Genomic DNA, 23030 nt, shown 5'->3' on the forward strand with positions numbered 1-23030 from the left:
TATTGCTAACTGATTTAAGTTTAGCAATATATGTCTATAATAAAGGGGTATTCCCTTATTTCGACAATTATTGGACTAATTTATAGGGTTAGCGATTTTGTCAAGCAGTATAGCCAGTCGGTTCCCTTGAGTAACCCCGACGCAGGCTGGGCAATTCTCTCATCTGCTGAGACGCGTATCCGCCGAAAAATCGAGGAAATGGGCAAGCCGCTTAAAGAATGGGATATTCAAATCAACTACGGGATTAAAACTGGATTTAATGATGCCTTTATCGTCGATGGGGCAACTAAAGATGAGTTAATCCGACTTGATCCGAAATCAGCTGAAATTATACGTCCAATTCTTAGAGGGAGAGACATTAAAGCATACCAAGCTGAATTTTCTGATAAGTGGTTGATTTTCACGCGTAGAGGAATCGATATTGATCAATACCCTGCTATTAGGTTTCATCTACAACAATTTTACAAGGAATTATTGCCAAAGCAGAATGGAGCAATTACCGGTAGGAAACCAGGAGCATATAAATGGTTCGAGATACAGGACAATATTGCATACTTTGAAGATTTGGATAAACCTAAGATCATTTATCCTGAGATTACCAAGTTCCTACCTTTCGTATATGATGAATCTAAGTACTACCTCAATAATAAAACATTCTTCATCGTTGGTGAACGTTTAAAATACCTTGTAGCCTTTTTAAATTCTAGCTTATTTAAAGCAATTTTTAAAGGGTATTTTCCTGATCTTGGAGAGGATAGACGTGAGCTACGAAAGATATTTTTTGAACAAATTAATATACAGAAACCAACAGTAAATACTGAGCAAGAAATCTCTTCTCTAGTTGATGAAATTTTAGTGAAAAAACAGAAATGTCTTAACACAATAACATTAGAAAGTGAACTGGACTCTCAAATTTATAATATGTATAATCTATCTGAATCGGAGATTGTGTTTATTAAATCATCAGGATTCATTTGAGTAGGTAAAACTGCTCTTCATCAGTTAGGCCATACTTCTTGAAGATCAGATAGTTCACTTCTGCCTCAAGATGTGTAATAGAACATCCCCTGCTAGAGGTCGCGATTATCTGTTGTGCCAGTTCCTTGAATTGTAAATTTTCCGAATAAGATATTTCTGGGACAGGAATCTTTTCTAAATAAACTTTCTTCCACCGATTAGTTCCCGCTCCTGTACTAGCAGTGATTTTGTCTAGATACCATTGGGAAAGCTTTGAGTTAAGAATGCAAAGCAGATAGTGAAGATGATGCCCAACAAGAAAGAATGCAGTGGCTTCGATGAAGAATTTTTTGTCGTCAAAACAAAACTTTGGTACGTCAGATATTTCTAACCAAACAATCTTTTCTTGGTCAAAAGATCTCCAATAATCCACACTATCTTGAATCTCATACCATTTGTACTTACCACCTTTACGGCCAGTCCATGAACCTAAAAATTCATCAGGTTTAGGTTCTAACCTTTTTTTAAAAGCAAACAGATACTCGTGTATTGCTGGATAAGTGGTTATATCTATTCCCCTTCTTGTGAAAATTACCCATCGGTCGCTGAACTCAGCATAAAAGGGTTTAATATCTCGGCCTTTGAGAATTGGACGTATAATTTCGGCTGATTTCGGATCAAGTCGGATTAACTCATCTTTAGTTGCCCCATCGACGATAAAGGCATCATTAAATCCAGTTTTAATCCCGTAGTTGATTTGAATATCCCATTCTTTAAGCGGCTTGCCCATTTCCTCGATTTTTCGGCGGATACGCGTCTCAGCAGATGAGAGAATTGCCCAGCCTGCGTCGGGGTTACTCAAGGGAACCGACTGGCTATACTGCTTGACAAAATCGCTGATATTCCCCATCTGTTTCAACTCCCTTGAAAACACTACACTTTGGGTCTTGCCACTGTATGGAGCTTTTTCGACTAACAGAATATTTGTATCTACAGTGGCATCGAACACCTGAACGCCACCAAAGTCGAGTAATTGAAGTGGATTGTGCTTATCGGCCAGATATTTTCGTAGCGTTTGCCCATAACCAGCTTTCATCCACTTGTTGCTAGTGATGAAACACAAATGGCCTCCTGGCACTAAGACGTTTAGTCCTAACTCGTAGAATAATTGGTACAGATCGCCCATCCGGGTGTATGTCTCATACTTCTGGTTTTCAAGAGCGGCTTTAGTAGGCTCATCTAACTTCTGAATCTGTACATACGGCGGGTTGCCAACTACAATATCAAAGCCTATATTCTCGGTGACGTGCGGGTTGAGCACTTCGGGGAAGTCGAGCCGCCAGTCAAAGTATGGCAAGGATTTGGTGGGGTCCTGCCGCAGGGTTTTTAGCTTGCGAATAGTGTCGTCAACGCCTTGTAACTGTTGCTGTAACGTCATGTGTAGCTTCTGGTCTTTGGCCGATACGCCAAACAGACTTGTGGCCGGCATTTTAGCCAACAGCTTGGCGCGGTCGAGGTTAATTTGTGCTAGTAATAGGTCAATTTTCAGGTCGCGAATATCGCGTTGGGCCGTGGCTTTGTCGTCCGAGGCTGTGAAGAAAGCGCGTTGCTTCTGGCCCAGCTGTTTGGTGAGATTCACAATCTCCTGCTCGGCTCCAATGTTGCCACGCAATGTCCAGTCAAGGGTCAGAATCTCGTTGTCGAGCTTGCTTACCAGCGAGTTACCTACCACAATCTTATAGTCGAGGTTGGGAAGCGAGCGGGGGCGTTCTTCGTCTACGACCAGCGAGAGCCAGAACCGCAGCCGGGCAATATCTACTGCACCGCGCTCAATATCAACACCGTATATTGAATTCTGAATGATGTTGAGCTTAATTTCGGCGTGGTTAGTGTTGCCGGGCAGGGCCAGTTTGCATTGGTAAATCTCCTGGAGCAGTCCCATTGGAAATGCCCCCGAGCCAATGGCCGGGTCACAGATTTTCACCGAGTCGAGTAGGCTGTTGATAGCAGTGGCATTGGCCAGTACAAAGGCGTTGGCCAGTTTGGTATTCACAAAATCAGCGAGGTCAGCGCGGTGCTTTGGTACTTTAAGAGCTGCGTGCAGATATTCGATCAGGCTCTCCTGACACATGTAATGTACAATGGCCTTGGGCGTATAGAACGCACCCTTGTCTTTGTTGTCTTCGAGTAGGTTTTCAAAGATGTTGCCTAGCATTTCGGGATCAACGGCCACGTAATGGTCGTCGGGACTGTCTTCGTGTACCGTGAAGTTATAGCTGTTCAGGAAGTCAAGAAAGCCACGCAGAGCCGGGTCGTCTGGGTTTTGTTCGTTATGAAACAGGCGCGCGGGTAGCGGAATCGGGTCATTATGGTCGGGCACGTCGCGGTCAAACAGCCCCCCGTTCAAAAACGGTACCTTCACGTGACTGCCGTCGGGCATCGTAAAGTCGTCATTAGGTCGGGGGCAGTTCAAGGTCTCAAAAAAGAGTGTGCTGAGCCAGGTCGGGTAAAAGGCATCGTTGGCGCCTGCCTGGTGAAACATATCGGTCAGGAAATTCACAGTATAGCGCGTGTTACCATCCTGATAGGTGGTGCTACTGGCCCCAAGCCACCCTTTTTTCTGCACGAAATATAGAAATACTACCCGCCCCAGCAGTTTTTTCGACCAGTCGCGAATGGCTTTTTCGTCGTTATTAAATATCGAAGCTCGAAATGCCGAACCATTTAGGTACGTGTTTACGGCTTCGTAGTGGCGTTTATATTCTTTAAAAAACGTCTTGCTCAAAGCCTCTACCTCGAATGTCTGCACCAGGGATGCAAAATCAAGCCTGGTTTGTTCGTAGAGCTTCACCAGCCGTTCGGCGGCTGTACGGCAGGCCTGGCCCGGCCCCAGCAGGTATGTATACCGTTTGGCATGGGTGGGGCGGTCTTTAATTTCGCCTTCGATGAGCGCCGTGTCTTTGGCTACAAGCGTTAGACGCCAAGGCTGCGCCGGGTCGGGTTGTCCGTTGGCCAGCGTTGCTATAAAATTCACTAGCACTGCCTGCCCGGCTGTTAGCAACTTACGTACATATTGCTGTATACCCACTCTGCTCTGCTCGATACGTATCTGCGGCTGAAGCCGAATCTCAAAGCACCGCAGGTTGGAACCGTCGTCGAGCGTCAGGTCAGCATAATGGTCTACCGACTGTATTAATTTTTGTTCGGTGACGGTGAAGTTGGTTTGGGCCATGGCGGGCGAGTAGGCCGTGAGTCGCCCGCCGAAAATAGAACTCAGTATTTCGCGTACAAATGTAACGCGGTCGTAAGGTTGATTCAGTACAGATTGAAGGTGTAGTTTTCCAGGCATGGTGTGACGGTTAAGTGCTCATCCGTTTATACTGGAATGAGCGAGTATGTAGGGATAGGAATTACGTAAAGCTGACAGTCAGCACAATTTTAGGATTGATAATTGCCCGTTGATGTCGCACAATTCCGCCCTCGTCGGGTTGCTCATCGGCCGAAATAGCATAGCGGTCAAGTACCTGAGCAAATAGCGCGTCGAGATAGACGGGCGGATTGGCGGCCATCTTCTTGTTAGCCTCGTAGAAATCAACCACTTCTTTGGGCATTCCTTTCGAGGCAAATTTGCCATCCTTAATCGACTTCACAAACCGGTTCAGCGCGTTGCGCTTCTGTTCGGTTGGTGCATGTTTGGCCATGAAAATCAGGTTGGTAATGGCCTTGTTTTCAACTGGGCTTAGTTGTTGCCGGTTAACGATCTGGCTCTGAATGTCCTGTTGAACTTTGTCAGTTTTAAAGTACTCCAAGCCAGCCAACGTTTGCTGATGATGTTCTTTGTGGAGGGCTATGGCTTTTTCAATGTCCGAAGCTTCAAAGAGTTTAGCGGCCTGTAAAAAAGACAGTTCAATGGGCTGCCCTTGAAGGGGGACAAGGCAAAACGTACCGGGATGATTGTCGCTTTTCAGGTACGTTAGCGAGGTTTGCGCCATCGGGTACGTGGCCCGGCTCCCCGGGTTTAGCGCGTCTTCATCGAAAGCGGGGCGGTTTGACGCAGGTACATTAGCTTCGTTACGGCCGCAACGCGCCTTATTTGGAATCTGGGCAATGTCTCTAAACCGCTTCGGGTGTTTCTGCCGGTACTGACGCAGAAAGGTGAGGTACTTCTCCGTTTCGCTTTCTTCCTGCTGGATCTTAACACCGTACAGCGCGCCTTCGCCTACCTCTTCAAGTCGAGAGAACACCTTATTATCTTCACCAAAGGCTGTATGAAATGCCTGGAGTTTCCGCAGGGCCGTGTCTACCAGCTTAATTTCATCGTCGCCATGCGCCGACGGATAAAAGTTATAAACATACACTGCGTCAGCGCGGGTGCCAATCCGGTTTACCCGGCCAATACGCTGCATGAGCCGGGTCGAGTTCCAGGGTACATCGTAATTGATAATTACATTGGCACGGTGTAGGTTAACACCTTCGGCCAGTACTTCTGTTGTAATCACGATATCGTAATCGTGCTGCCATTTCTCCTCAGGTACGTTGGCATCAAAATTCATCCGAATAGCCATCTCCGATTCTTTCCGATTGGCTGAACTCACACTCAGGATTTTGCCATACCCTTTTTCCTCCATACATCGCTGTACATCGGCCGCCGTTTCTGTCGATTCGGTAAAAATGACTAGTTGGCCACTGGGGTTCGTTTTCTTACTGAGAAAGTTGTTCTTCAGTTGGTCGATAAACTCTTCCAGTTTGGGATCTTGGTGAACCTGTTTCCACCGATTCAATAAGTTAGCAACCTTTTCTTTCTCGGTTTTCAGTAAATCAAGAAAGGCTGCGTCGAAATCAGCAGCTTTAAATTCGCGATTGTTGCTCCCTTTCGACGGGTTTAGATTACTTAGCGTGATTCGTTCTTCAATTTCGTCGTAGCTATAACCATCTTCCAAGAGCTTGTTTACATCGAGGTCGGGAGCCACAAACACCCGGTCATTGACAAACATAGTCAGCATGTTGTCAATGGCTTTGTTGAGCCGGGTGAGCGAACCGCGAAAAGCGTGGAACGAACTTTCGAGCCGCTTGACCAGCAGAATCCGCATAATGCCAGCTAGACGTTCGGAAATACTTTCTACGTTGCCGTACTGTTTCCGGTCTTCGTCGCGGGTCAGGTGCTCAATAGCCCGATACCTGTAATACTTCAATCCGTCGACGGTTTGCCCGTCGGCATCGAGTCCCGTTATTAACTCAACGGTATCGAAAAATAGGTCGGCCAGGTCGTCATCAAGCCGGTAGTAGAGCTCTATGGGGTCGCTGACTTTAGGGAACTTGATGTTCTGCCCTTTTAGATCGGCTAGATAATCGGTGTTGCTTTCGATATCCCGCCGTGTCCGCCGAATGACCAGCGGCTCAACAATATCGTTCCGAAGTTGGGCAAACAGGGTTTTCAGCTTTTGAATATTGAGTTTAGGCTCACTGGCCAGCTTCTTGTATTTGTCTTTAACGGGCTTGAAGTAATCCTGAAGATTTCTCACCCGTTCCAGTGTCGAGTTACGTCGATCCTGAAACAAGTAAAGCTGGTTCTCAATATCAGCTGGACTGTTATTGAGGGGCGTAGCGGAGATGAGCATTACCTTTTTGCGGTCATCGCCATTCTCAGCCCGTCGCACCCGTGGACGCTTACAAATCTCCTGCAATTGCAGGTACATACCCGTGTAATCGTTCCTAAACTTGTGCGACTCATCGACTACAATCAGGTCATACTGATCGGCATTGTGGTAATCGAAGTTCTCCTCGTCGAGTACTTTAGCCAAGCTGCCCATGGTAATGAACTGCAAATGGTTTTCAACTTGAAAATCGCGGGCTGTCCGTTTCCAGTTATTAATTAGCGGGGGCGGGCACACCACCAACAATTTGGTGTGCGTTCCGTTCTCATAGATGAATTTTTTGATGACCATACAGGCCACAATGGTTTTGCCTAGTCCAACTACATCAGCTAGAATAAACCCATTGTGCTTCATCATAATGGCATAGCCTTGATTTGCCGCATCGGTCTGGTATTTGAGCTTATAATAGGTCAGCGGCAACAGCATTTCGATATTGTATGGATCATAATCGACCCGCTTCCCGAAGTACTCGATTAGCATTTTGATATAGAGCTCAAACGGCGTAAAATTATCCCGCAGATACGTCCGCTGCCGCAGTTTTTCGGCTTCTGCTTTCAGAATAGGCACCGACTCATTCCAGAGTAGTTCAAACTCGTCAGCAGCTGCTTTCACTAACGGATAATCTCTGACACTGATATTAAACTCGTAGTTCGATTTGTCGTTAATGCCTAACCCGGCCGCTGTCAGGTTTGAGGAACCCGTAATAAACTCACATGGTGTGTGTTCGTTGAACGGGTCGCCCTTGAAAATGTATACCTTGGCGTGAATCGTTTTTTCCGGGTGTGCCCGCAATTGGATTTTCTGATCAATCAGATCATCAATAAACTGAATAATACCGTTCTCGGTCTGCTTGTCATAGTCGGCATCATGAATATTCTGAGCAATCTGAGCGAGAAATTCTGCGCGGGTTAGGTTTCCATCCTTGAGAAACGTTTGTCCTCGATCGTGAAAATCTTTGGTCAGTCGATCAACGTCGATGCCCACTAGAATACGCACTTTAGAAATCCGGTCTAAAAGTGGACGTACCCGAAAATAGCCCGATGCCCGAAAGTAGCCAACCAGTACATCGAAACAGGCAATGCCGGGCATATACGTAAAGACGCCCTCAAACTTCTTGATCAGCGTATTACCATCCCGGTTTGTAAAGAGTTGGGTGGACATGAAATAAATCTTAAGACCTGGCTTTGTTATACAAGTGAATTGGTAAATATAGCGTCTCGGTCCCAATATAGGTTGTCGCTTTCAAACCGAACTTGACAACCTATATTAAGATTAGGAGCATTCTTTTACATTTTACGTTTGCTCAAACTTTAGTTATAGCTGTGAGTATACCTATAAGGGCCGCCCCAGTAGATAATTGACAGCTTTGAGCTACTATAGTCGACTTTTAGCGTGATCATTCAATGAACGAACCACTTAAACGCACTATATGAAAACTGTGTGCAGTTTTTGCGATGTCCTTTGTTGATTCCTAACTATATTGAATACGTTTTACTCACCCTTTCATGCAATTCACGGAGTTAATTAGTACGTTAGACGGGCTTCATCGGCAGCTTAGTCAGCAGGCGGCTCGTCAGGCCGATCAATTATTGACCCTTCGTAACTATCTGTTTGGATTTTATATTGTTGAGTTCGAGCAGCATGGCATAGACCGCGCAGCTTACGGCCAACAACTACATAAACGCTTATCTATTGAACTACAAAAGTACTCCATCAAGGGCGTATCTGACCGCTCGCTTCGGCAGTATCGCCAGTTCTATCTAACCTATCCTCAAATTTGGCAGACGCTGTCTGCCAAATTCAAACTACCTGATTTTGAACTCATTCGCCAAGTAGACGTAACCAGTACTGCCAGTACTGATCAGGACTTACCGGCACTCAATCCATCACTATTACTGGATAGACTGACGTACTCTCATTTTGTCGAACTACTGAAGGTCGATAATCCATTACTTCGTCGTTTTTATGAGGTTGAAGCACTCAAAAATAATTGGAAGGTTCATGAGCTGAACCGGGCTATTACAACGCTTCTGGCCGAACGCACCAGCCTGTCAACCGATAAAGCCGCCGTGATTGCCCGAATTCAGGAGAATCAGCCGGCTGGCCTAGAAGACCTGATTCGGAATCCATATCTGCTGGAGTTTCTGGGCTTACAAGAAAAACCGGAATACACCGAAAACGACTTAAAAAAGCCATCATCGATAATTTACAGGATTTCTTATTAGAATTGGGACGAGGGTTCTGCTTTGAGGCTCGTCAGAAGCGCATCAGTTTCGGTAATCGTCACTATAGGATCGACCTGGTTTTTTATCACCGAATTCTAAAATGCCATGTACTAATCGATCTCAAAATTGGGGAATTCGACCACGCGGATGCTGGCCAGATGACGGTATACTTAAACTACTATAAAGCCAACGAAATGAGTACGGGGGATAATCCGCCTGTAGGTATCATTTTATGTGCCAGTAAGGATAATTCTCTAGTCGAGTATGCCACCAATGGTATGGCAAATGAAGTGTTTGTCTCTCAATACCTAGCTGAATTGCCTGATAAAGAAGAGCTAAAGTCTTTAATCGAGCGAGAAAGCCAAGGTTATAAAGCTGGCTAGTAGGCTAATTTGAGTAACTGAAAATATCATCGAATGAATTTTCGAGATAAAATCTGTATGTTAACATACTGTCAGTTAGATTATCCATATTTGTTAACATTTATGCACCAATACCTGTGATGAGTGACTCTATCTATACTGTGATTGAAAAAGGCGACCTCTACCAATATGAGTCTGGTATCTAGATTTGTCAAATCTCAGCTAATAACAAACTATAGGTCTACAGATTTAGGGTTGGGAGAACTGCAATCATGAATTTTCACCAAGATCATATAGATTTGTTCAACTATTGACAAATTCTATAAGTAGTAAAATATAGTTTTAATCGGATAACAGGACCTATGAGAAAAAAATTAGGCTTAGTATATACCAGCGAAATCTGATAATTATAAGAGTGAGAAATAAAACCAAAATATCCACAGAAATCATGCAAGTAAAAATAGTAAAAGCTGAAAATGGAGACTGTTTACTAATAAGTTTCTTTGATTCAGAAAATTCACAAAGAAATATTTTAATTGATGGAGGAACTCCAAATACCTATCAATATAAAGGGAAAAAGGGCAAGATTATTGATGGTGAGTTAAAAAAAGAATTAAATATAATCGAATCCAAGAATCAATTTATTGATTTATTGATACTTACGCATGTGGATAGTGACCATATCGGTGGAATAATAAAATGGGTAGAATCTAAAAATAATTTTGATAAATTAGTAAAGAAAATTTGGTTTAATAGCGGTAGACTAATAAATGAAAAATTCAAAGAAAAACCAATAATTGAAAATGATATAAAATTAAACATTAAGACTAATACAAATACAAGCATAGAAGAAGGGCAAACTTTCGAAGAATACATCAAAACAAAAAATACTTGGCAAGAAGAGCTAATCTCTCAAGGAAAAGAATTCAATTTTTATGATTTAAAATTTCAAATTCTCACACCTAGTCAAGTCAAACTCAAAAGTCTTTTAGGTAAATGGGAAAAGGAAATACCCCACCTACTGACATCTAAAAAAAATGATTATGAGAAAACGTTGAAGGAATTAATCGAAAAAGATAAATTTAGCGAAGATAAAAGTATACACAATGGGAGTTCAATCGCCTTTATATTAAAGAAAGATTGTAAAAATTTATTATTTTTAGCAGATGCTCATCCAACAGACATAATAAAAGGTTTAAAATGCTTTGGGTACGATAAAAACAATAAAATAAAAGCAGGTCTCGTAAAACTTTCGCATCATGGAAGTAAAAAAAATACAAATCAAGAATTGCTGGATTGTATAGAAGCAAATTTATTTATAATATCCTCAAATGGTAAAATACATAACTTACCAGATAAGCAGTGCTTGGCAAGGATAATAAATAATAAAGAGAATTCAAACCTAGCTTTTAATTATCCAGAGAAAATTCGTGAAATTTTTACAGATGATGAATTTAATAGTTATAGGTTCAATGCAATAGAGATAAATAGTGATATTTTGTTATGAATGAAATAGCTAATTTAACTGTTATTGTTGGTGAAGGTAGTGGCTGTTTGTATAAAACGAACAGCCAAGAATATGATTATGTCTTAACAGCAAAACACAATGTAGAAGGCAAAGAAGATTTAAAGGTTATAAGGCAGTATATAGATGAATTTGGGAATATTATTCCTCAAGAGCTAAAAATTATTGGTGTTCCTTTTTTACATTCCAACAAAGATAAAGATGCTGCTATTATAAAAATTGAAAATTTAGAAAACTTGGAAGCTTTATACAGAGAAGAATATAACCGTTTAGACTCATACGAATTAATTGGCCACCCAGATACTAGAAAAGATCAAAAATTTTCATTTAGGTCAAATACCTTAAAAGTAAAAAATATTAAGGAATTTGGATATGTAGAAGCTGAAATAAATAAAGCGTGTACTTATGGTGAAATACTAGGTCAATCTGGTGGAGGAGTAATAAGACAAACATTAAACAAAACATTCTTAGTTGGTATACAAAGACGAATGTCTGTTGATGACGAAATAGAAATGTTAAGCCGCATAGATTTTATGCCAATAACATTTTATGATGAGATAATAGAACAATATCATCAGGATTTAGAGAAAATTACATTGTCATTTCTTGAATGCTTTTCAAGTTTAAAAAACCAAGTCATGCCTTTAACTGGCGCTTTGGTTGAAAATCATGTCAAATTTACAAGAAATTTCCTCAGAAGTATAACAGATAAAATTGTATCTAACAAACTAACTCCAATATATATAAAAGATTTTTTTGAAGAGCGTTTACTAATACATAATCAAAGCAAAAATTCATTAAATCATAAAAAATTATGGCTAGCCTGGTTAGAGTTTTTAATAATTATGAATATATATCAAACAACTCAAATAGATGATAGTACGATCGAAGATTTATTTAATAGCCATAGATTGATTTTCTCAAATACTGAAGAAGACTGGAGTACTGAGTTAGAAAATATAATAAAATCTGATTTTAAAGGTTTACATAATGATGGTAAAATTATAATAAGCACAATTAATCCGCCCGTTATCTCAGTAATCCCTGCAGATTATGTTACCGATATAATTCGTGAGCAGAGCATTCCAAGAGATGAGCTAATGATAGATGAAGCTTCAGACTACCCGCTCGTGGGGCATAAATTAATTCATTTAACTGCATTTCAGCGAGAATGCATTATTGCTAAGTCAATAGAATATAAAGATTATAGCACGCTTGATGAAAACCAACTGAAAGCCAAACTGAAAGAAGAATATAAACAGCTATTCGCTTGAAGTTGGAGATAAAACGTAGTCTAATATGGAAACTCAAGAAATTTTTAAACGTCTTTTTCCTGATAATGAAATTATCTTAGAAAAAGTTAATTATGGAGGAATAGTTAGTGTGTTCATTGTAAGCGTTCCAAATGTCGAAAAATTAGAAAAAGTGTGGCGCGAAATATCGAGTACAATAGCATCTTATTATCAAGCTCACTTAAAAAGTGATTTTGAAAAATGGAATATATATATTATATATAAATGTTATGAAAAAGTTACTATAAGTCTAATGTATAAAATAGAAAATGATAAATTTTCTAGTAGGAAGATTGTGCATGTTGTACAAAAGGAAGAGAAAAATGAATTACTCAATAATATATTAATTGCAAATTATATAACTAACAAAGATCTAGAATTAAGCATAATAAAAAACAATAAAACATTCAAAGACTACCAATCAAACTCGGAAATTTGGGAATATGTTAGTAAAGGAAGAATAAAGTTAAGTAGAAATAGTACTAAAGAAGTAGAGGCTGTCCTCGAGGAAATAGAAACTAAGTTGAAATATGAAGATTAAAAAGGTTGAAATTCAAGCTTTCCGAGCATACGATAAAGTAAAAGACTGTACGTTCGACTTCCAAACTGAGGAAGGGAGGTATGCTGATTTTGTTTCTATTTATGCACCTAATGGTTTTGGTAAAACATCTTTTTATGATGCTGTCGAATGGGCGATTACGAATAATATTTATAGATTCATAAGACACACAATTAACAAAGAGTACGCTCAAGATGAGAAAAACCTGAAATATGAAATTGAGGGAGGTAAAAGCCCACAGTATATACTTAGACATAAGCATAGTTCTGAAGATCTACCAGGTTTTGTAAAAGTATTTCTATCAAATCCTGATGAGGAAAAGAGCCGCCCAGTGCCACTAGCAGCACGCATTGATAGTAGGGACTACGATTTTGAAGATAAAAAGTCTGAAAATATTTATTTTAGAAAGGTAATACTTTCTCAAGATAGTATAGATTCATTCTTAAAAGAAGATAAACCAGAAGTAAGATATCAAAAGTTTGTAGATTTTTTTGGTGACAAAGAGCTTGATGTGTGTTACAATAACATACTACATTTAATCAAAGCAAATGATAACAAAATAAACTATTTCTATAAACAGGTTTTGCACTTTCAAAAAGAACTACCAACAATTAATGATAATGAAATCTTAAATAATGTAAATTCAAAAATTAACGACTTAATATCGATAGGTGAAAAATTATCTATTATCGAGCCAAATTTCACCGAACTAGATTTTGTTGATTTCTCCAATCAAATAACAGAAAATAAGATAAATATTACAAATCAAATTAATTATACTCAGGAAAATTTAAGAGAAATATTATTAAAAAAATCTGAGTTAGAAACTTATTTTATTTCGAAGGAATCTATAAGGCAACATGAAGAAAGTGTACAAAATCTCCAAACAATAAAAAATACATTCCTAGAAATTGCTAAACTTTCAAACGAAATTAATAGTAAAACAAAAATTACAGACGAAAAAATTAATATTTTACTCTCAATTGAAGAAATTAAGAGTAGCTTATCTGTATATTATAAAACAAATGATACTATAAAGAGTGAAAGAATAAAATTAGATAATAATAATAATTTACTAACTAATGTATTAAATCAACTTAAAGAAGTCCAGCTAGAAGTAGTTGATCTAAATTCAAAAGTTGACAACTTTCAAAATCTAATTTTTGAAAAAGAAAATAATATTCAAGATTCCATAGGACTAGAATTATTTATACTAGAAAATCAAAATGAGATAAATCTTCTAACAGAAGATTTAAATAGTATTTCAAAAGATATAGCTGAATTAGATAAGTCTATTTCCGAACTAACTTTAAAAAATAGATCGATTGAATTTGAAATAACACAAATTAAGAACAATGAAATTCCAAATTCTATTAAAGGTGATATCAGGTTTATTAGCGAAATAACAAAAATTGAAGAAAACCAAAAGAAACTTTTTAACTCTAAAGCTAATTTAAGTGAGTTAGATAAAAAAATAAATAAATATACATTATTAACAAATGATGTTAAACAGCTAGCGTTACTTGCACTTAACATTATTGAGAAAAATACATCTTCAGTTTGCCCTACCTGTGGAAGGAATTATGAATCACAACTAGAACTTATAAATAAAATACAAAGCAATTCAATATTAGATGAGGAGTATATAGTTTTAAGCGCTGATAAAAAAACGATTCAATTAGGTATTGATGAAATTGAAATTAATTTAAAACTGCACAAACAAACTATTATCTCGTTAAAAGAAAATCAATATAAAGAATATCGCGATGAGATTCTCGCAAAGCAGCAATTGAAAGCTGAAAAAGCTGATTTAGTGAATTTAAATAAAAAGAGGCTATCTTATTTTGAAATTATAAAAAAAGAGCAACAAATAAAATTAGGTGCTCTAACTGTTAGTCAATATCAAGAGAAAATTAAAAATGAACTAAAAAAATTGCTTATCGATACTGAAGGAAATTCAATACTATTATTATCTAAGCAAGAGAAAGAGCGTTCATTATCGAATGAAATTAACATAATTAGAAAAACAATTTCAATTATTGAAGCTGAGATCACTGCTTTAGAAACATCAAAAGATTATGTGAAAGTAAGTAGATTTTCACTTAAAAACCCATCTATTAATATGATAGATGAAGAATCAATAAGCCATTTAATTTCTGAAAAGAAATTAGAAATAGAGAGCGATCTGAAAATTATTGCAAATTTAAAAGAATCTCAAGAAAAGAATAGCTCAATTGTTTCTAAATTCAATGAAAGTATTATTGATTCAGAAATTCGATTAGTTTCTGACCTTATTAAAAATGTAAAAACAAACTTATCGCCTTTTACTCTATTTTTAGAAAGTAGATTTGGCGATAACGCTTCAACGTATACCTTTGAGCAATTGGAATTATATTTTAATGAACTAATTACTGGTAATACGTTTTTAGCTTCAAAATTAAACGGGCTGTTAACTGATTATCAAAAAATCGAAGAATATAAAGAAAATGTACTTCCGTTTTTAAAGTATAGGTCAATACAATTGACTATTGAAGACTTAGAGGATAAAATTTCTACTCAGAACAGAATAGGAGAAATGTTATTATTAGAAAAGGATAATCTTTCTTCATATATTAATCAACAAGTTGAGTCATTCTTTTATGAAGATTTAATCAATAAATTATATAAAAAAATAGACCCTCATCCTGAGTATAAAAATATAGTATTTAAATGTGACTTCTCTGGTGATACTCCTAAATTAAATGTATTTGTTAATGGAAGTGATAAGGAGCATCTAATACCAAACTTATATTTCAGTAGTGCTCAGATGAATATATTAAGCTTGAGTATTTTTTTAGCTAAAGCTATAAATGCTAAGGATGATGATGGGCAACCAATAGATTGTATTTTTATTGATGATCCTATTCAGTCGATGGATAGTATAAATATACTTTCGACTATTGATGTATTAAGGAGTATAAGTTTGAATTTAAATAAACAGATCATACTTTCAACACACGACGAGAATTTTCATAAATTATTAAAAAAGAAAATGCCACCAAATATATTTAATTCGAAATTTATTGAATTGGAGACATTTGGGAAAGTGAAAATATAAACCAAATTTTTGACTATTTTTTGAAATGAGATTTACATTTTCAATAATGAAACCAAATCTAAAATTGATTAATTCATTATCTGCATTACAAGTAATTAGTTAATAGTTTTCGGTATAAATTACTTGTAAATATTTCAGATTATTTGAAAAGTGCAATAATTCGTTGCACCTGCACGGCTTGAAATTGTTTTCCTCTACGGGTACGAAACCCATGCTCATTTAATGTTTCTGCGATCCCACTCCAGGTTTCTCCTGCCCCGCGTAGCGACCTGGCAAACGCAGCGGCTCGGCGATTGTTCTCATGGTCCCGGGCATTTTGCTGGCGGATGGCCAGACCTTTTTGAGTGGCCTTTGCCGTGAGATTCTCCGGCTTACCCAATTGATACCCCGCTCGTTTTTTTTCGGCTAATGCTTTGCGGGTCCGCTCCCCAATAACTTCCCGTTCATGCTGAGCCATGGTCGCCATCACCCCAATGGTGAGCGTATTGGCTTCCGGCATATCGGCACAGACAAACTCAACACCCGAATCCCTTAGTGTAAAAATAAAAGCAACATTGCGAGTTAACCGGTCGAGTTTAGCAATCAGAAGCACTCCTCTCTTCTCTTTGCAAAAGTCAATTGCTTTAAGCAGCTCGGGTCGATTATTTTTCTTCCCTGACTCAATATCGGTAAACTCGGCAATAATTTCTCCTCTACTATATATATAGGAACTGACAGATGTACGCTGAGCCGAAAGCCCTAGACCACTGGATCCCTGTCGTTGGGTTGATACGCGAAAATAAGCGACGTACTGTTTGTGTCCAAACTGATGTTCCACGGCACAACGGATGAATTTTCGAGCAAGGTAAGGGATATTTTACATTTTCCAAACGTCCGTTTAGAAAATGTAAAATTGGCTAAAACTATAGTTGTAGCATTTTCGGAGGCACGTTGTGAAAATGTTACAAAACAAGTAAGTTAAGTATTAATTCAATATCGGTTACTTATCAGCCTAAACAACTGGAAGTACATGTTGGGAGAATTATTCCGGCCACTTCTCTAAGCCGGCAGCAATCCGCAGAGCTCGTTGCACATCCTCCCAATAGTAGCCGCTGTCATAGCCAGTCGACAAGCGCCGGGCTGGCGTACCAGTCGCAGAGGCTCAAGAAATCCGTAGCGTGTTCCACGCGTTGTTTCTGGATCACTACTGGATCAGGTTGGGAGGGAGGTTGATCAGATATGGGTTCCATATCCACAAAGGTAAGCTTAGGCCAATGAAAAAGCCCCACCGGGTTTATCGATGGGGCTGAAGTAGCATAACAGATATAAAACGGCGGTTGAAGCGTTTTATTGTGTAGCCTGCAACAGGAGAGATCTTATTTATCAATTTTTCTCCTAACCTAATTAACCGAACAGCAACAAATCGTTTAGAAAAAATTCTCACGAACTCATGGGGTTCTTAATAAAAGATACTTTGATTCAAGAGACGGCAATTTGAGACTAATGAATGAAGAGAGGTAGGATCACTGGTAAAGCCGTTACCATGTTTTGGAAAAATGGGTGTTTATTAAGATGGTACGCTTTCCTCGGATACATAGCATGTCTGCACAAAAGTTAGCCAATCCGGTTAAAAAATTCTTCCCGGTAGAGTTCTCCGATCGGGACTTCAGTGGTGGCAATCACAATGCGGTTACGCTCAATACTGTCAATTTTTGTCAAGGCAACAATAAACGAACGGTGGATTCGGGCAAAGTGGGCGGGTGGTAGTTTCTCTATAAAGCCAGTTAGCGAAAACTGGGTACTAATCTTATGCTGGCGGGTATGCACCAACACGTAGTCTTTTTTGCCTTCAATGAATAGTATATCGTCTAAATCGACACGCATCGTCTTTACGCCGGATTTGACGAACAGGTGACCCGTCAATGGTCTGGGTTCAGGCGCGGATGCAGTCGTAGGCAAGCGATGGGTACCGAGTTGGGTTTGTACTTTCTGGACCGCGGCCAGAAACCGGTTAAACGGAATCGGTTTGAGCAGATAATCCGTTACATTCAACGCAAAGGCTTCGACTCCAAATTGGGAGTAGGCCGTAGTCAGAATCACCAGTGGGGGGCTCTTCAACGTTTGTAGCAACTGCAAGCCACTTAAACCGGGCATGTCGATATCCAGAAAAAGTACATCAATGGGGTTTTGGGCTAAGAATTCAAGCGCTTGCAGCGGGGTTGAGCACAACTTGGCCAAGTGCAGGAAAGGCACTCGCTCGATATAGGCTTCCATCACCTCCAGGGCTAACCGTTCATCATCTACGACAAGGCATCGAGTTTTTATCATAGTCGCTGGAATGTCAGTAAAAGCGTAGTTTGAAAGTGCTCACCCGTCTGACTGAGCTGCAATTGATGGCGGTTTTCATACAAGTGGGTTAGCCTGCGTTTTAAGTTGGTCAGCCCAATGCCACCCACCGGCTGGATGCTCTTGGTTCGGATTCCATTCCTGGTGTGCAGGGTTAAGGTGGTCTCATCCAATACAAGCGAAATGGAGGCAAACTCCGCCCCATGCTTGAAGACATTTTCAACAATCGGCATCAGCAGCAACGGTTCGAGTCGTACGGTTTCTACTTCTCCCTGAACGACAAAATGAAGCGGAAAGTCCAGGGGTAACCGTAGTCGCTGCAAGGCTAGAAAATGCTCGATCATGGCCACTTCTTTTTCCAATGGAACCTGCTCTTCATCCGTTTCATACAGCACATATCGCATCAGTTGAGAAAGCTGCATGATTCCCGCCGACGTGTCTGCCGATTGTTTGATGGCCAGTCCATACAACGCGTTCAAGGTGTTGAATAAAAAATGGGGGTTCAGTTGGGACCGTAAAAAGGAGAGCTCGGTTCTGAGTTGGGTATTCTCGAGTTCCCTTCTCTTCTGCTGAAACGTAAACCAATCAACAGCAAACCGCACGATACAGGCGAGTGCAACAAACAGCAATAATTCAAGAGATCGTAGAATAAATTGTTCCCGATAGGACAAGGGGAAATGACCAGCCTCAACACCCAGGTACCAGTTTCTTAGTCCGTGATAAGCTGAAATGCCCAGGCTCACCAAACCCAGAATGAGCAGCCCATTAACAGCCATAAAACGAGCCACCTTCAGGCGAGCCAGTAAGGTGGGAATGAAGTAATGATAGTTGGTATAAAAGACGATCATCTGGGCGAGGATATGGATGCTAGGATGGCCAATGATAAAATTAACCCCTTGGGAATTATTGATATAGATAACCGATACGATATAGGCCAACCAGACCAGACTATGAAAAAGAGTCGGTACGTAATCAGGTATGGGTTTGGTGAACAGTCGCTGGAATCGGTCATGCATAAGAGGATAAAGTTACTGAAAGGAAGCGATCAGATGGCTATTACTGCCCTCAACGGGCTTTCTGTCGGGTCAGACGCCTTTTTTTGGACCGTCAAACCGGTTAGCAGGCCAATTTCACGGGTTGGTTGGATAATGGGCGGTTTCTAAGGTCTCTCTTTTTTCTAGCGGATTAACCTCATTTGTTTTGGACAAAAATCTAATCAAATGACCTACGCCATCCAAACCCATCAACTCAGCTACTGTCATGGTCAGCAAACCATCGTTGATAAGCTCAATCTACAAGTGCCTACGGGGAGTATTTTTGGTTTCCTAGGCCCCAACGGTTCAGGCAAAACCACTACGATACGACTACTACTGGGACTGATTCAAACGGCAAAGCCAAACATTTACCTATTTGGTCAAGACATTCGGAAGGCCCGATTAGAGATCCTCTCTAAGATCGGCGCTTTGATTGAAGCTCCGGTGCTCTACCCTCATTTAAGCGGCTATGAAAACCTCCAGATCGGCCGACTGGCTCGCCGAGTCGAGCGAAACCAGATCGACAGCGTACTAGAGATGGTAGGTCTTACCCAGGAGGCTAACAAGCGGGTCGATCGCTATTCGCTGGGCATGCGTCAGCGGCTAGGCATCGCCTTGGCGCTGCTGGGAAACCCGGAGTTGCTGATGCTGGATGAACCCACCAATGGACTCGATCCGTCCGGGATTCGGGACATCCGTCGTTTGCTGATTGACTTGAGTCAACTCTATGGCAAAACGGTATTTGTTTCCAGTCATTTACTAAGCGAAATGGAAAAGTTGGTGACGCATGTGGGCATCCTCCATCATGGACAGCTGCTTTTTCAAGGATCCGTTACCCAGCTTCATCGTGACTTTTCCGCCGAAAACTCAGCACAAACGCTAGAAGACATTTTTTTAATCCTGACCAAGTCAAACCAATGAATGCACTAACGTATTTGATCACCAGCGTAGAGATGGAGCGGCTGAAGATTAACCGAACGCTAATCGTATGGCTATCCCTATTTGCCCCCGCTTTTGTGGTTGTCGTGACCTTTATGGCGGGGTATACCAACGGCGAGAAATTCTATCAACCTGAGGTTAATCCCTGGATCAATTTCTGTGAGCACCTGTTGGCGGGCTGGTCGCTGTTTATTTTTCCACTCTATGTTTCCTTGCTATCCGCCCTCTACGCGGCCCTTGAGCATCAAAACCGAGCCTGGGGCTACGTGTATAGCTTACCAGTGCCGAAAAGCAGTATTTATCTGAGTAAACTGTTCGTGTTGAGTGCCTTGATCGCGCTAAGTCACGTCTTGTTAGTCTTTTTTGGGCTAGGCGCCGGCTGGTTACTGGGTCAGCTAAAGCCAGCCTATGGGTTCCAGGATTTTACCATACCTGCCTTTATGCCCCTGGCTTGTATGAATCTATTTGTGGGCGGCTTGGGCGTGATCGTCATTCAACTACTGATTAGTTTGTGGTATCCGGGCTTTATCATTCCTGCCGGGGTGGGGCTTTTCGCCACCCTGGCAAGCGCTATTGCCCGCACCCTTCCGGTAAGTCATTTTTCCCCCTATCTCTGGCCGTTTGCTTTTCTGGCCAACACGCTACAGGTGAACCACTGGAACTACACGATTTTAGGGTGGAGTGTTAGTGTCTATGTTCTGGGAGCCATGATCAGTCTTTTACTGCTAGGTCGAAGAAGTCATGTGTAACAAATTCCCATTATTTTAGCCATCTTTTAACAGGCATCCCAAATTCGACGAGGAGAGATTTGCGTATTTATAATACGGGCGAAAGAGCTAGTGAAATGCGATATAAATTCACGTCTAGCAGTAGGAAACACGTGCTGAGAACTCTCTTTTAAAACTGTTCCTAGCATATGCGTAAACATTGGTGGAAAGCCCTAACGGTCCTGATTCTAGCCTACGTCTTCATTGCGGGTTTGATGAGCCCCGTTCCCAAATTACCTATTTTACACGAAGCCATCCGCAATACATTCTTTCATCCACCTCTTTGGATCGCCATGATGGCCTTGCTTCTAGCATCGGCCATTTTCTCCATCCGCTATTTAAGAAAGGGAAAATTAGATGATGATCTAATTTCGGTGGAGCTGGCCAACACCGCACTTTTGTTCGGCGTGTTAGGCTGTATTACCGGATCGGTTTGGGCGTATTTCGCCTGGGGGGATTTGTGGCCCAACGATCCAAAAACCAATGGAGTCGCCGTTGGCATGCTGTTGTATCTGGCCTATTTTGTCTTACGGGGGTCAGTCGATGATGAGACTCGTCGGGCCAGACTATCCTCGGTGTATAACATCTTTGCCTTTGCGGTGTTCATTCCACTCATTTTGATCCTGCCCCGATTGACCGATTCGTTACATCCGGGTAACGGGGGCAATCCAGGGTTTAATCAATACGATGCCGATAATTCCATCAAGCGCATCATCCGACCTGCTTTTGTAGGCTTCACCTTACTGGGTTTTTGGATGACTCAGCTTCGGGTTCGAATGCGCCGGTTAGAGACGCTGCTTGACGAGCAGGACGAACTAAAAAAGTCATCGACTACCCATACATCTGACTTACAAAACACCCTAGACTAACATACAGCAGACTTTTACTTCGTTTTATATGGATCAGTTAACTGAGTTCTTACGCCAAGATGGAAAGCTATGGGTAGTCATAGCCGTGATGGGCGTTGTTTTAGTAGGCTGGTTAGCCTACTTGGTTGGAATTGGCCACCGAGTGAGCAAAATCAAGCGACGTGCTAGAAACTAATATTTATTGAGTTTACCTCAAGTTTCTCAAATAATGCTCCCATCTGAGACGAGGGGAGATTTGCGTATCGATAATTCGGGCGTTTCAAAGGGGCTTATAGAAAGGTGATCTGAAGGCAGTAATAGCATGAGGCTTGTCATTTTATGGCAAAACAGATTTCTTTGCTTTTAGGAGTCATATTTACCTAATGAGACGAAAATAACGAAATTAGTAGTAGCTTACTGTCAATCATTTAGCCGACAATAATTCCGCAAAATCGCGAGCAATATTTTGTTGGAGGGATGTTCAACAAGTACTTTTTTACCAGCGTTTCGGCTGATAAGCCAAACGCCTAAGTTGGGAAAGCTTGGTTTGCATTTCCGGGCTTCAGCCGACACGAGAACTGTTGCGCAACGGCAGCCCGGCAGTTAGTTCGGCTCGACAGGTGGGGCAGGTTATTGCCGACAAGTCAAACGCCCCTCTTCGACAGCTTGATAAAGGCAGATTAGGTTGCGTTTTCAGCCGCATGGGCGCCCCCGTTCGCACTTTGGCGTAAAATCGGATCGTGCTTGTGAGTGGCAAGCGTAATGGACGACAATTATAACAACAAATCAATGAAGGATACACTATTTGACTTTATAGCAAAATACATTTCTCTGTCAGAAGAGGAGAAGAACGCAATCGTTTCGTTGGACATATTCTTCTCGCTAAAGAAAGGGACGATTTTACTCAAAGCAGGACAAAAATCGAAAGAAAGCTACTTTGTTCTAAAAGGCTGTATTCGGACCTATTATGTGTTAAATGGTGATGAAAAAACGACTGCTTTCTACACCGAAATGGAAGCCTTGACACCTCCCTGTGTTATAAGTAAAACGCCGTCCGAATACTATGTGAGTTGCCTAGAAGACAGTATTCTGTTAGTGTCAAATTCGGATATGGAAGTAGAAATAAACAGTAAATTTCCAAAGTTTGATATAATGTGTAGAGTCTTTTCGGAAGAATTGTTAGCTAAACAACGGATGGACTTTGATGAGTTTAAGACGTCTTCCCCCGAACAACGATACCTCAACTTACTACAAAAAAGACCCGACCTTCTTCAGCGTGTGCCCCAACACCAGTTAGCGAGCTATCTAGGTATCAGACCCCAATCATTAAGCAGGTTACGAGCAAGAATTCTTGAAAAAAAGAGCTAAACCGTATTTCTTAACTTAAGTGAACGAGATTGGGGAATGTCTCCATCCACTTTTGCATGATCGTTTAATACCAATTAA

The 23030-nt window shown here is 40.7% G+C and carries 18 protein-coding genes; 12 read left to right on the forward strand and 6 right to left on the reverse strand.

Features of this window, described 5'->3' with window-relative positions; genetic code table 11:
• The first annotated feature begins 30 nt into the window (after window positions 1–30).
• Window positions 31–978, forward strand: a complete 948-nt coding sequence (locus tag ACYVFD_RS29290) for a TaqI-like C-terminal specificity domain-containing protein (protein WP_461094075.1) — start codon at window positions 31–33, stop codon at window positions 976–978.
• Here the strand turns inward: ACYVFD_RS29290 and ACYVFD_RS29295 are convergent.
• On the reverse strand, window positions 971–4306 hold the full coding sequence (locus ACYVFD_RS29295) for an Eco57I restriction-modification methylase domain-containing protein (RefSeq protein WP_461094076.1): 3336 nt from the start codon (window positions 4304–4306) through the stop codon (window positions 971–973). The genes ACYVFD_RS29290 and ACYVFD_RS29295 overlap by 8 nt on opposite strands.
• Window positions 4307–4367: 61 nt before the next feature.
• The gene (locus ACYVFD_RS29300) at window positions 4368–7772 is read right to left on the reverse strand and encodes a helicase-related protein (protein ID WP_461094077.1); all 3405 of its coding nucleotides are present in this window, start codon (window positions 7770–7772) and stop codon (window positions 4368–4370) included.
• Window positions 7773–8116: 344 nt separating this feature from the next.
• On the opposite strand from ACYVFD_RS29300, the gene ACYVFD_RS29305 reads away from it, so the two are divergent.
• From ACYVFD_RS29305 to ACYVFD_RS29330, 6 genes are all read left to right on the forward strand, one after another.
• Window positions 8117–8836 (forward strand): DUF1016 N-terminal domain-containing protein, encoded by a 720-nt coding sequence (locus ACYVFD_RS29305; RefSeq protein WP_461094078.1) that lies wholly within the window; start codon window positions 8117–8119, stop codon window positions 8834–8836.
• Window positions 8809–9219: a PDDEXK nuclease domain-containing protein gene (locus ACYVFD_RS29310; protein ID WP_461094114.1), complete on the forward strand. Its 411-nt coding sequence runs from the start codon at window positions 8809–8811 to the stop codon at window positions 9217–9219. Before ACYVFD_RS29305 ends, ACYVFD_RS29310 begins: the two co-directional genes overlap by 28 nt.
• Window positions 9220–9646: 427 nt before the next feature.
• Window positions 9647–10705, forward strand: a complete 1059-nt coding sequence (locus ACYVFD_RS29315; RefSeq protein ID WP_461094079.1) for a ComEC/Rec2 family competence protein — start codon at window positions 9647–9649, stop codon at window positions 10703–10705.
• Entirely contained in the window at window positions 10702–11997 is a 1296-nt protein-coding gene (locus ACYVFD_RS29320) for an ABC-three component system protein (protein WP_461094080.1), read from the forward strand. The genes ACYVFD_RS29315 and ACYVFD_RS29320 overlap by 4 nt, the downstream gene beginning before the upstream one ends.
• A gap of 25 nt (window positions 11998–12022) precedes the next feature.
• Window positions 12023–12556 (forward strand): ABC-three component system middle component 1, encoded by a 534-nt coding sequence (locus ACYVFD_RS29325; RefSeq protein ID WP_461094081.1) that lies wholly within the window; start codon window positions 12023–12025, stop codon window positions 12554–12556.
• Window positions 12546–15671: a hypothetical protein gene (locus tag ACYVFD_RS29330; RefSeq protein ID WP_461094082.1), complete on the forward strand. Its 3126-nt coding sequence runs from the start codon at window positions 12546–12548 to the stop codon at window positions 15669–15671. Before ACYVFD_RS29325 ends, ACYVFD_RS29330 begins: the two co-directional genes overlap by 11 nt.
• 139 nt (window positions 15672–15810) lie before the next feature.
• Here ACYVFD_RS29330 and ACYVFD_RS29335 read toward each other — a convergent pair whose 3' ends face one another.
• The 4 genes from ACYVFD_RS29335 to ACYVFD_RS29350 form a co-directional block, all read right to left on the reverse strand.
• Complete coding sequence (locus ACYVFD_RS29335; protein ID WP_461094083.1) at window positions 15811–16488, reverse strand: recombinase family protein; 678 nt, start codon at window positions 16486–16488, stop codon at window positions 15811–15813.
• A 277-nt stretch (window positions 16489–16765) separates the two neighbouring features.
• Window positions 16766–16900 carry a hypothetical protein gene (locus ACYVFD_RS29340; RefSeq protein ID WP_461094084.1) on the reverse strand — a complete coding sequence of 45 codons (135 nt, stop codon included), beginning with the start codon at window positions 16898–16900 and terminating at the stop codon, window positions 16766–16768.
• A gap of 364 nt (window positions 16901–17264) precedes the next feature.
• The gene (locus ACYVFD_RS29345) at window positions 17265–17978 is read right to left on the reverse strand and encodes a LytR/AlgR family response regulator transcription factor (RefSeq protein ID WP_461094085.1); all 714 of its coding nucleotides are present in this window, start codon (window positions 17976–17978) and stop codon (window positions 17265–17267) included.
• Window positions 17975–19012, reverse strand: coding sequence for a sensor histidine kinase (locus ACYVFD_RS29350; protein WP_461094086.1), 1038 nt, complete (start codon window positions 19010–19012; stop codon window positions 17975–17977). Before ACYVFD_RS29350 ends, ACYVFD_RS29345 begins: the two co-directional genes overlap by 4 nt.
• Before the next feature lie 204 nt (window positions 19013–19216).
• On the opposite strand from ACYVFD_RS29350, the gene ACYVFD_RS29355 reads away from it, so the two are divergent.
• From ACYVFD_RS29355 to ACYVFD_RS29375, 5 genes are all read left to right on the forward strand, one after another.
• The gene (locus ACYVFD_RS29355; protein WP_461094087.1) at window positions 19217–19951 is read left to right on the forward strand and encodes an ABC transporter ATP-binding protein; all 735 of its coding nucleotides are present in this window, start codon (window positions 19217–19219) and stop codon (window positions 19949–19951) included.
• Window positions 19948–20718 carry an ABC transporter permease gene (locus ACYVFD_RS29360; RefSeq protein ID WP_461094088.1) on the forward strand — a complete coding sequence of 257 codons (771 nt, stop codon included), beginning with the start codon at window positions 19948–19950 and terminating at the stop codon, window positions 20716–20718. The genes ACYVFD_RS29355 and ACYVFD_RS29360 overlap by 4 nt, the downstream gene beginning before the upstream one ends.
• A 167-nt stretch (window positions 20719–20885) precedes the next feature.
• Window positions 20886–21605 carry a cytochrome c biogenesis protein CcsA gene (gene ccsA / locus ACYVFD_RS29365; RefSeq protein ID WP_461094089.1) on the forward strand — a complete coding sequence of 240 codons (720 nt, stop codon included), beginning with the start codon at window positions 20886–20888 and terminating at the stop codon, window positions 21603–21605.
• 28 nt (window positions 21606–21633) lie between these two features.
• The gene (locus ACYVFD_RS29370) at window positions 21634–21780 is read left to right on the forward strand and encodes a CcmD family protein (RefSeq protein WP_461094090.1); all 147 of its coding nucleotides are present in this window, start codon (window positions 21634–21636) and stop codon (window positions 21778–21780) included.
• Window positions 21781–22373: 593 nt separating this feature from the next.
• Entirely contained in the window at window positions 22374–22952 is a 579-nt protein-coding gene (locus ACYVFD_RS29375; protein ID WP_461094091.1) for a Crp/Fnr family transcriptional regulator, read from the forward strand.
• Window positions 22953–23030 lie beyond the last annotated feature (78 nt).

This window comes from Spirosoma gilvum (assembly GCF_054776815.1).